11 protein-coding genes are annotated in these 13,733 nt (G+C 50.4%); 3 read left to right on the top strand and 8 right to left on the bottom strand.

Annotated elements, in window-relative coordinates:
- Positions 1-52: 52 nt before the first annotated feature.
- Entirely contained in the window at positions 53-1,396 is a 1,344-nt protein-coding gene (locus tag R70723_RS12075; protein WP_052421284.1) for an ABC transporter substrate-binding protein, read from the bottom strand.
- A 764-nt stretch (positions 1,397-2,160) separates the two neighbouring features.
- Positions 2,161-2,475, bottom strand: a complete 315-nt coding sequence (gene rhaM, locus R70723_RS12070) for an L-rhamnose mutarotase (protein ID WP_039872283.1) — start codon at positions 2,473-2,475, stop codon at positions 2,161-2,163.
- A gap of 446 nt (positions 2,476-2,921) precedes the next feature.
- On the opposite strand from rhaM, the gene R70723_RS12065 reads away from it, so the two are divergent.
- Positions 2,922-3,677, top strand: coding sequence for a DeoR/GlpR family DNA-binding transcription regulator (locus R70723_RS12065; RefSeq protein WP_039872282.1), 756 nt, complete (start codon positions 2,922-2,924; stop codon positions 3,675-3,677).
- A 43-nt stretch (positions 3,678-3,720) separates the two neighbouring features.
- Here R70723_RS12065 and R70723_RS12060 read toward each other — a convergent pair whose 3' ends face one another.
- A complete protein-coding gene (locus tag R70723_RS12060) occupies positions 3,721-4,791 on the bottom strand; it encodes a rhamnogalacturonan acetylesterase (protein ID WP_039872281.1) in 1,071 nt (356 codons plus the stop codon).
- Positions 4,792-4,995: 204 nt separating this feature from the next.
- Between R70723_RS12060 and R70723_RS12055 the strand changes: the two genes are divergently transcribed.
- Positions 4,996-5,394: a cytidine deaminase gene (locus R70723_RS12055; RefSeq protein WP_039872278.1), complete on the top strand. Its 399-nt coding sequence runs from the start codon at positions 4,996-4,998 to the stop codon at positions 5,392-5,394.
- Positions 5,395-5,464: 70 nt separating this feature from the next.
- Here the strand turns inward: R70723_RS12055 and hflC are convergent, their stop codons facing one another.
- Both hflC and hflK read right to left on the bottom strand, forming a co-directional pair.
- Positions 5,465-6,331, bottom strand: a complete 867-nt coding sequence (hflC, locus tag R70723_RS12050; RefSeq protein ID WP_039872276.1) for a protease modulator HflC — start codon at positions 6,329-6,331, stop codon at positions 5,465-5,467.
- Complete coding sequence (gene hflK, locus R70723_RS12045) at positions 6,328-7,359, bottom strand: FtsH protease activity modulator HflK (protein WP_052421283.1); 1,032 nt, start codon at positions 7,357-7,359, stop codon at positions 6,328-6,330. Before hflK ends, hflC begins: the two co-directional genes overlap by 4 nt.
- A 160-nt stretch (positions 7,360-7,519) precedes the next feature.
- Between hflK and R70723_RS12040 the strand changes: the two genes are divergently transcribed.
- Complete coding sequence (locus tag R70723_RS12040) at positions 7,520-8,386, top strand: AraC family transcriptional regulator (RefSeq protein ID WP_047171106.1); 867 nt, start codon at positions 7,520-7,522, stop codon at positions 8,384-8,386.
- A gap of 174 nt (positions 8,387-8,560) precedes the next feature.
- Here R70723_RS12040 and R70723_RS12035 read toward each other — a convergent pair whose 3' ends face one another.
- The 3 genes from R70723_RS12035 to R70723_RS12025 form a co-directional block, all read right to left on the bottom strand.
- Complete coding sequence (locus R70723_RS12035) at positions 8,561-9,721, bottom strand: glycoside hydrolase family 27 protein (RefSeq protein WP_039872275.1); 1,161 nt, start codon at positions 9,719-9,721, stop codon at positions 8,561-8,563.
- Positions 9,722-10,039: 318 nt separating this feature from the next.
- A complete protein-coding gene (locus R70723_RS12030; protein WP_052421282.1) occupies positions 10,040-12,103 on the bottom strand; it encodes a beta-galactosidase in 2,064 nt (687 codons plus the stop codon).
- Between the two features lie 328 nt (positions 12,104-12,431).
- Positions 12,432-13,733, bottom strand: a complete 1,302-nt coding sequence (locus R70723_RS12025; RefSeq protein ID WP_039872274.1) for an alkaline phosphatase family protein — start codon at positions 13,731-13,733, stop codon at positions 12,432-12,434.

Genomic DNA, 13,733 nt, shown 5'->3' with positions numbered 1-13,733 from the left:
GTTCCCTGCCCTTGTCCGTACCGTTATCTTTATAGTTGTTAAAGGGTTCGTCTTACTGGGAAGCCGCCGCAGACTGCAGATCGCCAAGCAGCTGCTCCGCCGTGGAGCCGCCGGCAAAGAATTTGCCGAAAGCATTCTGGGAATCGTCCTTGAATTTCGGTGTTCCGTAATCGAGACCCAGCGAGCCAGCAGTAGTAGTCGCACCGGTAAGCACTTCTGTCAGTTCCTTCTGAAGGCTGCTTTCATTCCCGTTCAGCTGATAGGTCTGGGCAGGAACAGCAGCACCGATATCCCATACGGTTTTGGCCCATTGACCCGCGCTCATCAGATAATCGAAGAATTTCTTGGCTTCCTCCGGATGCTTGGAGCTGTTCACCAGAGAGTAGCCGCCGCCGTTCCAGGCCAGCAGGTCCGTGTTCTTGCCTTTGCCGCCGTCCACTACCGGGAACTTAAGCACCGCTACATTATCGCGGAAGGTCTGCGGAAGATTTTCGTTAGTCGCCATCCCTGCTTCCCATGAGCCCATGTACCACATGGCTGCCCGCTCCTGGGTGAACAGGTTCTGGGATGCGCCGTAGTCAGAGGTCATGTACGAAGCCTGGAACAGTCCGCTGTCTCGGGCCTCGCCCAGCAGCTCCGCCGCTTTTTTAAAGGTTTCGTCTGTGGTGAAATCCTTCTTCCTGGCTACGGCATCCAGCATCAGGTTCTGGTCTCCGCCAACCCGGATCACAAGATCCTGGAAGAATGCGCCGAAGCTCCACAGATCCTTACCGTTGATTGACATCGGCTCAATGCCCTTTTCCCGGAACTGCTTGCCTGCTTCGATCAGCTCAGCATAGGTAGTTGGTACTTTGATGTTATTTTCTTCAAACAGCCGTTTGTTGTAGTAGATTACTTCATAGTCACTGTTGCGCGGAAGGCCATACAGCTTATCGTTGAACGTGAAGGAGGTATATACGCCCGGCAGGAAGCTGAAGGCTTCACCTTCGTAGGCTGCAGGATCGAGCTCTTTTACATAACCGGCTTGTACCAGCGTGTTCAGCTCGGCGCCGCCGTGTACCATCGTGACGTCAATCGGCTCGTTGGAGGCCATGTAGGCTTTCAGCTTGTTTTTGAACGGCTCCTCGGCCAGCGTTTCCAGCTCGATTTTGACATTCGGATTCTCTTTCGTGTAATTGTCAATGACCATCTGCTCTGCCAGGCCCTGTCCCGATTTACGGTCCGGAAGGTTAGAGAAGACGCGCAGTGTTACCTGCTCCCCGCCTGCTGCCGGCGTATTATTTCCTTCGGATGCTGTATTGCTGCTGTTATTGCTGCCGCATGCGCTGAGTACAGCCGTTGCTGCAAGTGCCCCGGCCAAAAGTGCATTTCTGCCTGAGAGTAAACCTTTGTTCATGATGAATCCCCCTCAAAGATCGTTATGTTTGGTTTGTCTGGCTTAGTGGTGGTGGTTCGTTCTTTCTGACCTCATATTATCAGAGCAGTCCCCCGGCGGCAGTAGAGAAAAAGTGAGGAAGGTTGAAATTTATCGAGACCGTTCAAATTTGCAGCAAAGTTATCCTGTACTAAATTTTAAATCGTATTGGCGTTTTTTCTGTTATAGCTTCCCCTTTTTCCGGGCTCATTAGAACGGCATGACGTTCATGCGGGTTGCATTGTGGCAGGCTTAAAGGATTGTTTCCACTAGGCTGGGAGTAACGAGCACCTACGCCGGAATCAAGGGCATTTCTGCCTCTCATTCCGCCATTTCCGCACCATACGCCGGAATCAAGGGCATTTCTGCCTCTCATTCCGCCATTTCCGCACCATGTGCCGGAATCAAAGGCATTTCTGCCTCTCATTCCGCCATTTCCACACCATACGCCGGAATCAAAGGCATTTTTGCCTTTCATTTCATACAATTCATCTTCGCCCCGCCGCACAGCTGACTCCGCATTGATTTTAACAAGGCGTCAATTTACACGAAAAAAACCCGGCAGCCTAACGGCTACCGGGTCAATACAGCAAACTTATTATCATGCCAGTCACCCGCGGGTACGGCGACCTGAACTTTCCGCCTTCAAGGAAAGCCTCGAAGCAATGTGGATGACTTTGCGCTGCGCTAGTCATCTGTATGCCCGAGGCCTGTCCCCGCGTCATAAAACATTCCAGTTCAGGGGGCTATTTCAGGTAAAAAACTTCCTTAAGGCTCTTGGATACCGGGCTGTTGTCCGGATTGGTCTCCATCAGCGGCTCCATGTAGACCCACCATTTCCGGCAAATCTCGGTCTCTGACATCTGGTCCCACTTCGCTTCATCCTCAATCTCCACGTAAGCAAACAGATTGCCTGTCTCTTCGTCGAGGAAAATGGAATAGTTGTTGGAGCCGTGGTTTCTCAGCTCTTCAGCCATCTCCGGCCATAGCTCATCATGGCGGCGCTTGTACTCTTCATAATGCTCGGGGTAAACACGCATAACACTAGCTTTTCTAATCACTGTTCAGCACTCCAGACATAATAGGGTTGGAAGGAACTTAAATAAACTATAATGAACATTATATGTTATAAATGAACTTTTTTGAAGATTAATAAACAAAGTTAAACGTTGCAGAGGATTTCTCCGCTTATAGCCAGTCCAGCTCCATGGCATTTAGTTGGATTTTCGCCACCTAATTCAGCTATTTCTCATCTTTTTTTAGTATTAGGCGGAAAAATGCCACCTATTTATACGAAAACTCTGGCTTAGGGGCAAAATCAGTAGAATTAAGTGACCTTTTTCCATCTAAAGCCCTTCTGACGGGGCACGCCCCGGAAATAGATGACAATTATCCACTTAATCGCCTGGCAGCACACTGCTCTTTATTAATAGAGCGGGCTTATATAGAATAGTGAATATAGAACGATAGATTATAGTAACCACACACGGAAAGTTGAGGCTGACGTATGAATCCGATGCGGCGTCATGAAATGATTATGAAAGTGATCCTGAACCGGAAGAATGTAACGGTTAATGAGCTTAGCGATAAACTACAGGTAACCGGAAAAACCATCCGCGAGGATCTGAGCAGACTGGAGGAGCAGGGGCTGATTCAGCGCATCCATGGGGGAGCGGTGCTCGCGCAGAGTGACCAGTTCGGCATTCTGGGCTCCAGACAGCCGCTCGATAAGCATGCCGCAGAGAAAATAGAGATCGCCCTGCTGGCACTGACTCATATCGTCCAAGACGATATTATCGCCCTGGACGGAGGCAGCACAACACTGGAGATTGCCCGGCGGCTGGACAACATGCCGCTGACGGTCATCACCAATGACGTATACATCATCAGCGAGCTGGTGCGCAAGGATCAGATCCGCCTCGTTGTGCCGGGCGGCTACCGTGTCCGCAACATATTGGCCGGTCCGGAAGCCGCTGCTTATGTACAGAGCCTGAATATAGAGAAAGCGTTTCTGTCTGCTACAGCCATACATATTACACACGGACTTTCCGTATATACCGGAGATTCCCTTGACTACAAGCAGGCGCTGACCCAAACCGCCCGCAAGGTATTCGCCACAGCCGACCATCATAAATTCGGCCAGGTTGCCCTGCGTACCTTCGCCTCGCTGGAGCAGGTGGATGTAATCCTGACAGACAAGGGACTGTCACAGGCAGCCGCAGAGCAGTACCGGCAGGCTGGTGTTGTCATTGAATGCGGATAGCGGATAGCAGACAACGGAACCCCGGCTGCAAGAGCTTATATCCTCACGGGAACACAACGTACCGGTTCAGCCCTTGCACCCCGCTCTGAAGAATCCCCTGCGCCACCAGCCTGGCAATTTCAATTGCGCCAGTCTCCGAGAAGTGGGTGTTATCCTGCGCCCCCTCCGGAAGATTAGGATATTGGCCAGGCTCTGCCCAGAGGAAGATTTCCTTGGTCCGCTCTTCGCCAAGCTCCTCGAAGTACGTTTTACTGAGCGCTGCCAGATCCACAAACGGCACGGCTTCACGTACGGCCAGCTGCCGCATCGCTTCTATGTATTCCCCGTGGGTATTCGTGATAGTGCCATCCGGTTCAAAAAACCGCCGGTGCATGGGGGCTACCAGCACAGGGTTCGCCCCGGCCGTACGGGCAAGCTCAATATGCTCCTTCAGATAGTGCTGATAGGTGGTGAAAGGCCCTTCTCCCTCTTCCTTTTCCTTCTCATCGTTGTGTGCAAACTGGATCAGCAGGAAATCATCCTTGCGCAGTTTTTTGGCGATCCTCAGCAGCCGGCTTTCCTGGATAAAGGTCTTTGCGCTTTTGCCGGAGCGGGCATGATTGGCGACCGCAATATCCCCATGCAGATACAGTCCGATCATCTGGCCCCAGCCTGTGTAGGGGAACTGGCCGGAAGGCTGGTCCGTTACTGTGGAATCACCGGCAAGATATAGGGTGGGAATGGCTGTGTTCCGCTCGACACTAACATACTGTACTGCCGGAGCTTTTCCCCCGAAAGCAAGCTTCAGCTGGCCGTTATCAACATGTACCGCAAAGGTACGGGTGATATGCTCTCCGGCTGCAGTCTCCGCTTCCAGCACCATGATCCGTCCCAGTCCTTCTCTTACGGTTGTGACTGCACTAAAGTCCGGCGATCCGAGCTGCAGAGTAACCTTATAATTGCCGTTAGGTACATCCATCAGGAGTGTCGGTACCTTCTCTGTGAAATAATCACCGGGCCATGAATCCTTCAAATCCTCATTTTTAGAGCCTTCTGCTGATATAGCAAAGCCATAGCCTTGTTCCGGGTCATAGCGGCAGTCAGCCGCAGGTGAAAACGAATAGCCAAACTTCATAAGGTCTCCCCCATTCTTTTTCCGTCCAGCTTAATCCATCCGGGGATTTCCGGCAATCAGACTTTTTTGCAGCGTTTGCACTTTTCCTGATTAAATCTGCATTGACAATAATATCTGGAGTCTATAATATTAGAAGTCCTGCCAGCTGCTCGCTGGCGATAAGGGGACCTGTAGCGGTTCATTCTTATTAAAAGGGTGGTTTGTATGAATAAAGAGCAATTGATGGAAAGCGCACGCAAGATTAAACAGGCTGCTTACAGCCCCTACTCCAAGTTTTCGGTAGGAGCCGCAATCCTGCTGAAGGACGGAACCGTCATTAACGGAGTCAATGTGGAGAATGTCTCCTTCGGGGCAACGAATTGTGCGGAACGGACCGCCTTTTTCACAGCGGTTACTAACGGGTACACCAAAGGGGATTTCAAGGCTATTTCCATCGCCGGGGATACCGAGGATTATCTGCCGCCCTGCAGCATCTGCAGACAGGTAATGGCAGAATTCTGTTCACCTGAAATGCCTGTATACTTAACCAATAACAAGCAGGAAATCCTTGAATTGAAGCTGATAGATTTACTGCCTTACGCCTTCACGGAGCTTGATATGTAATAAGCCATTAAACCAAACAAAGCAGCTGCCCTCCGTTAACGGAGAACCGCTGCTTTTTCCTTTTTCAGTGCTATTGCCCCAGCAGGATTTTGGCATAAGGCGAATCAATCGGGATCATAATCACCGGCTCGTTCTGCAGCGTGGTCACATAGCTCTGCAGGGTACGGTAGAAATTGTAGAACTCCGGAGACTTGCCGTAGGCCTGGTTATAAATTCTTGCGGCCTCGCCTTCGCCTTCAGCAATAATTTTCTTGGAGTCAGCTTCGGCCTGGGCTAACAGCTCAGTAGAGGTACGGTCTGCTTTGGAGGTGATTTTCTTGGACTCCTCGTCACCTTCAGACAGGTAGCGCGCAGCAATGGACTGGCGGTCTGAAATCATCCGGTTGTACACGCTTTGCTTGTTCTCTTCCGGCAGATCGGTACGCTTGATCCGAACGTCAATAACTTCAATTCCGTAGTTATCACGGGTCAAAGCGGAAATAACGTCCTTGGTGATCTCATCGTTAATATTGCCCCGTCCGGTATCCTCACTGATAATATTCTCATAATTGACCTCAGACAGCTTGCGGCGGACTGAGTTGTATACCGCTTCGTCGATACGCTGGATGCCGCCGCCAACGGATTGTACCGTTCTGAGGAACTGCGAGGCGTTGGTAATTCTCCAAACAGTATAATTATCAACCACAATCGGCTTCTGGTCCTTGGTCAAAATACTGGTTGGCGAGCTTTCGTAAGTCATCTGATATTTAGGAAGAGCCGATACATTCTCGATAAAAGGAATTTTCAGCTTCAAGCCGGGCTCCTCGACCGTACGCATCGCTTCTCCGAACCGGAGGACAACCTTGTATTCCCCCTCTTTCACTACATACATGGAACCTGCAAGCAGGATCAATAGAATTACTGTGGATATCAGTCCGATAATCTGGTTTTTCTTCATTCTGCAGCTCCTCCTTGCGGTGCGGCTGAAGCAGACGGGCTGGCAGGGGTACTGCGCATCAGCTCATTCAGCGGCAAATAATTTACAGTGTCACTATTGGAATTGGTTACAAAGATTTTGGCGTTAGGTAAAATCGTTTCCAGCGTCTCCAGAATCAGCCGGCTTTCAGTTACGCTCTGGTTGTTGGTGTATTCCGCATAAATCGCATTGAACTGGGCTACATCACCCTGCGCATTAAGGATACGTGATTTCTTCTCCCCTTCGGCTCTCTCGAGCAGCGCCTGCGCTTCACCGCGTGCTTTTGGAATGATATCGTTCTCATATTTCTTCGCATTGTTAATCTTCGTATTCTTCTCTTCCCGGGCATTGGTTACCTCGCGGAAGGCTTCCTCAACCTGGCCGCTCGGCGGCTCAATATCCTGGAATTTGATATCAATAATCTGAATGCCGGTGTTGTATTTCTTCTGCAGGTCAATGAGCAGCTCCCGGACTTTATCCTGAATTACGGTCTTCCCGTCAGTAATCGCATAATCCAGCTTCTCGGAACCGATTACGGCGCGAATTGAGGAGCTGGCCGAGTTACGCAGGAAATGCTCCGGGTCATCAATATTATACAGATAATCACGGATATTGCTGATCTTCCACTGAACCACCGCGTCTGCAGATACGATATTCTCATCGCCTGTAATCATCATTGCTTCATCTTCAACGGCTACTGCACCATCTGCCTCCTGCCGGTACCCGATATGTATTCTCTGGGTCAGCTCCGCAGGCACCGTAATGACTTCCTGTATCGGGTAAGGCCATTTGAAATGAAGCCCTGCCGAGGATTCATTCGTGTATTTGCCAAAGGTCAGTATAGCTGCTCGTTCCTGCTCCTGTACGGTATAAAATGATGTAGAGCCCAGATACAGCAGCAAGGCTGCTGCAGCTACCCCCAGTCCAATCTTCTTGTACGTTCCCGGCTTCATCTCAGGCAGCTTGGGCCCCGGTACCGGATTTCCGCCATCCCCATTTGTGAAATTCAAGATGCATCGCTCCTTTTTGCGTATTTAAGCCTATATTAAGATACATATACGTAAATAAAATAAAAAAGTCGCAAATTTCGCGACTTTGTTCAAGCTTGCTGATTTTTACTGCATTTCTCTCTTTTTCATGCCATAATTTTAGAGTGAGGTGAACTATGGAATGAACGATCCGCAGCAGATTATTACACAGCAGAAAAAGTCTGTTTATTTCTCACACGTCGATAATCCGGTATGCACAGGCACCGGCTACAAAGCGCCTAACTTACATACATGGGGGCCGGGTATCCGCGATGTGTACGCGCTCCACTATATCGTAAACGGCAAAGGGTATTATGAGATAAACGACGTAACCTACACTTTACACAAAGGCGAAAGCTTTATTATTTTCCCGCATATGGAGGTATATTACTACCCGGATCAGGAGGAGCCCTGGGAGTATGTCTGGGTAGAATTTAAAGGGGCCGCCGCCTTGCATCTGCTGTCCATGACCAGGCTGGCTCCCCATGCTCCAACACTCCCCGTGTCCCCGGAGGATCTGGAGCCTCTGTATAATGTGAGCGGATCTAACGGAAACAAGCCGTTTGAAAGAGAACGTTCCAACGCTAAGCTGCATGTATTGCTAACCTATTATATGGAATATTTTCCGGGTGAACGGGCAGTTCATAAAACAGACTATGTTATTTCAGCACAGGAGTATATTGAAAGCTATTATTGGAATCCGGATTTGTCCGTTCATCATGTGGTGGATTTCGTTAATATTAACCGCAGCTATTTGTTCCGGCTGTTTAAGGATACGACCGGTATGTCCATTTCCGGCTATCTTACTGCGTTTCGGGTACAGCGTGCCTGCGATTTATTAAAAACCACCCTGCTGTCTGTCAAAACGGTAGCCTATTCGGTTGGCTATGAGGACCCGTTGTATTTCTCAAAGGTTTTTAAGAAAGTAACTTCATATAACCCGACCGAATACAAAAGCAGGCACACTGCCGTTATTAACGGAAAAGAACACAATTCCCGGATTCCCTGAAATAGTTGATCAGCTTTTCGATAGGCTCCCTGCCGCAGTTCAGCTTAGCACCCAGACAATCGATGCACAAAAAATCTTTAGAGGCTCTGGAGACAAGCTTTAGATAGATGGCTACATCGTCAGACTGTAACGGGACATCACAGCGCAGGCAGGTTCTCTTCATCAAGGCTCTCTCTAAACCAGTTTGGCCCGTACAACTACACAATCATGGGCTGCCACAACCGGAGCATATCTTTCCTTGAATACGCCGAGCTCCTTATGCTCCCAGCAATCATACAAAGACAATGCTTTGCCGGAAGCATAGGGAAGCCCCAGATCCCAAAACTGCAGGGAGATTTCCTTTTGTCCGTCACTCAGATTAAAGAAGCCTATCGCCAGATCGCCGTCAGTCAAAACTTTTACCAGCATAAAGACCTCATCTGTATGGAACCACTGGGGCTCAGGCTTGATCCGGTAGGCTCCCCGGCCTTCAATATCCTGATTAATAGCGATCAGAGACTTGTTCATCAGAATATCCTTCGCCGCCCGGCTGGCCTTCCGGATATCATTGCCCATCATCAGCGGAGAGCCCATAAGGCTCCATAGTGAAAAATGCGTTTTATATTCAATATCATTGCAGCCGCCGATGGCTGCGCCGATAAAGCCGCTGTTAGAGGTACCGTACATGCCGACAACCAGCATATCCAGATCATTGTGGCAAAAGGCACCTGTACTGCTGGCCTTATCCAGCTGGGACAGCGTCAGGCTTTTGATAGAATCCCAGCTGTCCTGTATGTCAACCGTAGAGCGGTACATGTGCGCGCCTGATTCACGAATCCAGTGATACACATTGTCCTCGCCCCAGTTGCAGGCCGAGAACAGAATATCTCTGCCGCAATTTTTAAGCGCCAGACTCATCCGTTTGTACAGGAGCTCTCCCGACACATGTCTGGGCTTAAAGCAATAATCGTATTTTAATAGATCCACTCCCCATTCCGCCAGCAGCGCTGCATCCTGGAACTCATGCTCGAAGCTGCCGGGATAGCCGGCACAGGTATGTGTTCCCACACAGGAATACATTCCAAATTTCAGCCCCTTGGAATGGATATAATCGGCAAGGGCCTTCATTCCGCCTGGAAATTTATCCGGATCAGCCACAAGGCTGCCGTCTTCAGCCCTCTCCTTCAGACTCCAGCAGTCGTCGATTACAATGTACTCATATCCGGCTTCCTTATAGCCTTCCGAGGCTAATATATCTGCCGCCTCACGGATCAGCCGTTCATTAATATCCCAAGTAAACGTGTTCCACGAATTCCATCCCATAGGCGGGGTTAGTCCCAGCTGTTGACCCTGCATCTGTTCATCATCCCTTCATTTAAGCAGTTAAGCAGAATAAAGCTCCTTTAATCTGCTGCGCCTGTATGTATTTAATCACAGGCTGCGGGCCAAGCCCATGGCTTGGCGTTGCTTTTAGATGGAGGCATGTTGCTAATCCTCCAGCTTCTTTCATTCTCCCGATTACTTCTCGCGGCGGTTCACCGGCTGCTTCGGCGTCAACCCGTCGCAATACCGCAAGCAGCAGCTGGATAAGATGTACCGGATGTAATGCTGAGCACATAAAACAAGCTGCCCCTGTCAACAGACAGAAGCAGCTTGTTATCACATAAGCTAAACCTAAAACTCTCTATAGAAATCATCCCGCATTTCAGAGACTGCAAGATAACACTCTTTTCCCTCCAGCAGCTTGGCCGGCACTCTCCATACTTCTCCATAATAGTAGCTGTCCGCGACTAATTCCCCATCGGCATAGATCTGTGCTGCATCACCGTAATAATCAAGATTAACGAAGCCTTGGGAGCCTGTAACCGTTATTTTCTGCCAGGTGATCCTGCGCCCGCCGCCGATATGGAGCTCCTCTGCATACTTGGCTTCAAAAGGAGGCTGTGGAACCGCTTCAAGCAAGAAGACAGGCTCTGTGTAAGGCTTCTGGACAGTACTCAGTTCAAAGCCCGCCCCGTTCCAGAGCCAGTACCCGAAGTCTCCTGCTGCTGCAGATCTGATTTCGCCATCGGCTTTGTACAGATCACACTTGTCACCTACATAAATCTCATTATCCAGCTTCCGCAAATATTTCGCCTGTTCCCAAGTGAGCGTGATTACGGTAATGCTGTTCAACTGGAATCCGGACTCTAATCCTGCTTCAGGCGTGAAGCCCTGCCCGTTCTCAAACTGATATTCAGCAGCAATTCCCGGAATCTGTGCGAAGAAATAGGTATCACCTTGTCTGCACAGCGGCTGGGCCGTTGCATACTCCAGAATATTGCCTGACAGCTCCAGCTTGAACGGCATAAAGAAGCTGACATCTCCGCAAACATCAATCGGCGGGAAAGTGACGGTTCCTGTATTAATTACCGCCCCGCGGATATCTTCAAGCTGCGACAGCCGCTGGTAATGGTTGATAAATACAAATCCGCTTGTACCGTCTGTACGCATTACATACCGCAAGGAGGCTGTATCTTCCCGTTTTACTGTATGCTCGGCCTCTACTCTGGTCATAGGTGCCAGGGTCTGGTCAAAGTCCTGCACAAACAGATGCAGCAGATTCAGCAGCCTGTACTGCCCGCGCACCTCACCATACTCGGAGAGAGCAGTCTGAAAATCATAGGAAAGTATCGGATAATCGTTCGGATAGCCCGTTGCCTTTGACTCATTGAAGGTGGACAGTGTGCCGATCTGGTTCGTCCCGCCATGATACATGTAGTAACCGATCAGGTTATTGCCGTCACCAAGCTTTACAAGTGAAATGGCGTAGATATCCATCTCGCGGATGATCGGTCTGCGGTGATGGGTTACCTGCAGCCCTCCGCCGAGCTCACAGGTCGCAAAAGGATACCGTTCATACGGCAGCTGCCATTCACCATTCTCTTCGTTTCCCCGGGGAAGGAGATCTGCCCCTATACCCGTATCGTTACGCATCCCGGTAAAGAAATAATGGGGTGACGGCGGAAGCGGGTCCATATGCTCCTCCCATGGAGCTTCACAGTAGCCTCCGAATACAGGAACCACTTCGTCTACAGGAATCTTGGCACCGGAGACCGCATTCCAGCCCGTTACTGTATAAATAGGGGCAATCATTCCGCACGCTATGGACAGCTCCTTCAGTTTAGCCAGATGCTCGGCATCATTCGTCAGCTCATTCTCTAACTGGACGGCAATGATATTCCCCCCATCCTTGTAAAAGAGTCCCTGCACCTGCTCGGCGATTTTCTCATACAGGATCGTTACCTTCTCCAGGTATTGCGGATTATTCTCGCGCAGCTTGAACGGCTTCGCAAGCAGCCAATCCGGATACCCGCCGTTTCTGCATTCGCCATGCGCCCAGGGACCGATCCGCAGGACAACCTCCAGGCCGGCCTTCTGGCACTCCAGTATAAAAGCACGCACATCATTGTCGCCGGAGAAGTCGAATACGCCCTCAATCTCCTCATGGTAAATCCAGAACACATACGTAGATACAAGCGTTACACCGCCTGCTTTCATTTTGCACAGCTCATCATACCAGTCTTCTCTGGCATATCTGGAATAATGGAATTCGCCTGTTACCGGAATGATCGGCTTGCCGTCCCGCGTAATATATAAACTCGTTACATCAATTGTCTCTCCAGCCGGATTGGCGCCTCCAAGCTTTAAATGATTGCGGAGGATTTCAGGCTGCTTGTAGTCTTTAAATGTATACACTTGTAATCTTCCTCTCTGTAGGTCCCGTCAAAGCTACCCCTAATGTAACGCAGGCCTGCACACAAGCCAATCGATCAAATTCGGCTAAGCATGGATTATATTCTTGCCTGGTCATTCTCTTCCTAAGCTCACTTAGCCACATTGCCATTGTAACGCAGAGAATCAGCAGGCCGTTAGGATTATAAGACTTAGTAAATAGTATAGAATGAACATTTCCTGTAAAAGCGTATATAAAGACGCCTGCTGCACTCCGCACAAAAACAGCCCGCCGGCTAAATCCCGTCAGGCTGCAACCATTCAAACCTTCGTATCCTGTTCCTTATGTGGCTTAAGTAAATATCTCCTCCAGCACTCTTCCGTCGCCGTGAGAAAACTCAACACCCAGAATCCGGCCCATTGTCGGTGCGATGTCAACCATTTCAAGCGGCCCGAAGGCATAGTCATGCCTGATCTGCCTGCCGGAGACAACGATGTTGCAGCGGTAGCCGTCTTTATCGGGAGAGTAGCCATGGGTGGCATAACGGATACCGTGTGCCTCCAGATCCACCAGCAGCGGCTGGTCTATACTTTCGTCAAAGCTGTAGCCCTTCCTGGCTTCCAGCATGAAGCTGGTGACCGGACTGGCATGCAGGGAGTCCAGCTTATCTCTCGAATACACCTCTTCAACGCCTGACGCAGCATCCTCCATGTACTCTTTTACAGCTTCAAGAGCCAGCTGCTCCGCCTCAGCATCTCCCGGCCGGATATGCAGGTAAGCCGAACCGCCGCCGCACTGGAAGTATGCCCGCCATTTCCTTTCGCCGCTCTCTTCATAGATCAGGCCTTTATCCTGCAGCAGCTTGTTCAAATGCACCTTGTACCGCACATTGAACTGTCCGTGATCCCCGAGCACCATAATTACTGTATCGTCCTTAATCCCGGACTCCTCGACAGCCTGCATAATTTCGCCCAGCCTGTTGTCCATCCGCAGGATAACCTGCCTCACTTCCTCGCTGTCTGTCCCGTACTGGTGCTTGGCATCATCGAGATCGATCAGATGCAGCATCAGCAGGTTGGGCTTTTTGCGCCTGATTGTATCCGCAGCACACTTTGTGGTGAAGTCATCCAGATAGGGCTGCTGAATCCCCTGCCTGAGCTTTCCGTGCCTTAACTCCATCTGGATCGAGTACAGCGGGCTGCCGCTGCGGAGCACCTTGAGCGCCTGATTCTCACCCTTCAGCGCCCGGATTTCCGGAATATTATATTGAATGGAGGACTTGCCGGACACCGGCCAGAGTAATCCTGCAGTGCTCATCCCCTGCTTGCGCACAGCATCATAGATCGTCGGAGCCTTAATCGCCTCGCGGAACCAGAACCAGTGCTGGTCCTCCTCCGGGACGAACGGCTGCAGCGGATTGTTGTGATGAATCCCGTGCCTGGCCGGATAAACCCCGGTAGCGGTAGTCGTATGAACGACATAGGTAAGCGTCGGATATACGCTGTGCAGACGGCTGCTGTAAGCACCGCTCTGCATTAATTTAGCCAGATTAGGCTGACGGCTCGCCAGCTCCCAGTTGTCCTCCGAAAAGGCATCGTAGGAGATGACGATCAGATGCTTCGCTTTTGGCGTAAGCGCCGTGTTCGGTTCCAT

Origin of the sequence: Paenibacillus sp. FSL R7-0273, assembly GCF_000758625.1 — a bacterium.
In the GTDB taxonomy this organism is placed as follows: Bacteria; Bacillota; Bacilli; order Paenibacillales; family Paenibacillaceae; genus Paenibacillus_AQ.
The sequence above is the reverse complement of the archived record's forward strand: the minus strand, read 5'-3'. Positions and strand labels throughout refer to the sequence as shown.

Excerpts from the sequence above, each read along its gene's own strand:
- R70723_RS12075 (WP_052421284.1), bottom strand. The coding sequence starts at position 1,396 with ATGAACAAAGGTTTACTCTCAGGCAGAAATGCACTTTTGGCCGGGGCA.
- R70723_RS12065 (WP_039872282.1), top strand. The coding sequence starts at position 2,922 with ATGAATCCGATGCGGCGTCATGAAATGATTATGAAAGTGATCCTGAAC.
- R70723_RS12060 (WP_039872281.1), bottom strand. The coding sequence starts at position 4,791 with ATGAAGTTTGGCTATTCGTTTTCACCTGCGGCTGACTGCCGCTATGAC.
- R70723_RS12055 (WP_039872278.1), top strand. The coding sequence starts at position 4,996 with ATGAATAAAGAGCAATTGATGGAAAGCGCACGCAAGATTAAACAGGCT.
- hflC (WP_039872276.1), bottom strand. The coding sequence starts at position 6,331 with ATGAAGAAAAACCAGATTATCGGACTGATATCCACAGTAATTCTATTG.
- R70723_RS12040 (WP_047171106.1), top strand. The coding sequence starts at position 7,520 with ATGAACGATCCGCAGCAGATTATTACACAGCAGAAAAAGTCTGTTTAT.
- R70723_RS12035 (WP_039872275.1), bottom strand. The coding sequence starts at position 9,721 with ATGCAGGGTCAACAGCTGGGACTAACCCCGCCTATGGGATGGAATTCG.
- R70723_RS12025 (WP_039872274.1), bottom strand. The coding sequence starts at position 13,733 with ATGGAACCGAACACGGCGCTTACGCCAAAAGCGAAGCATCTGATCGTC.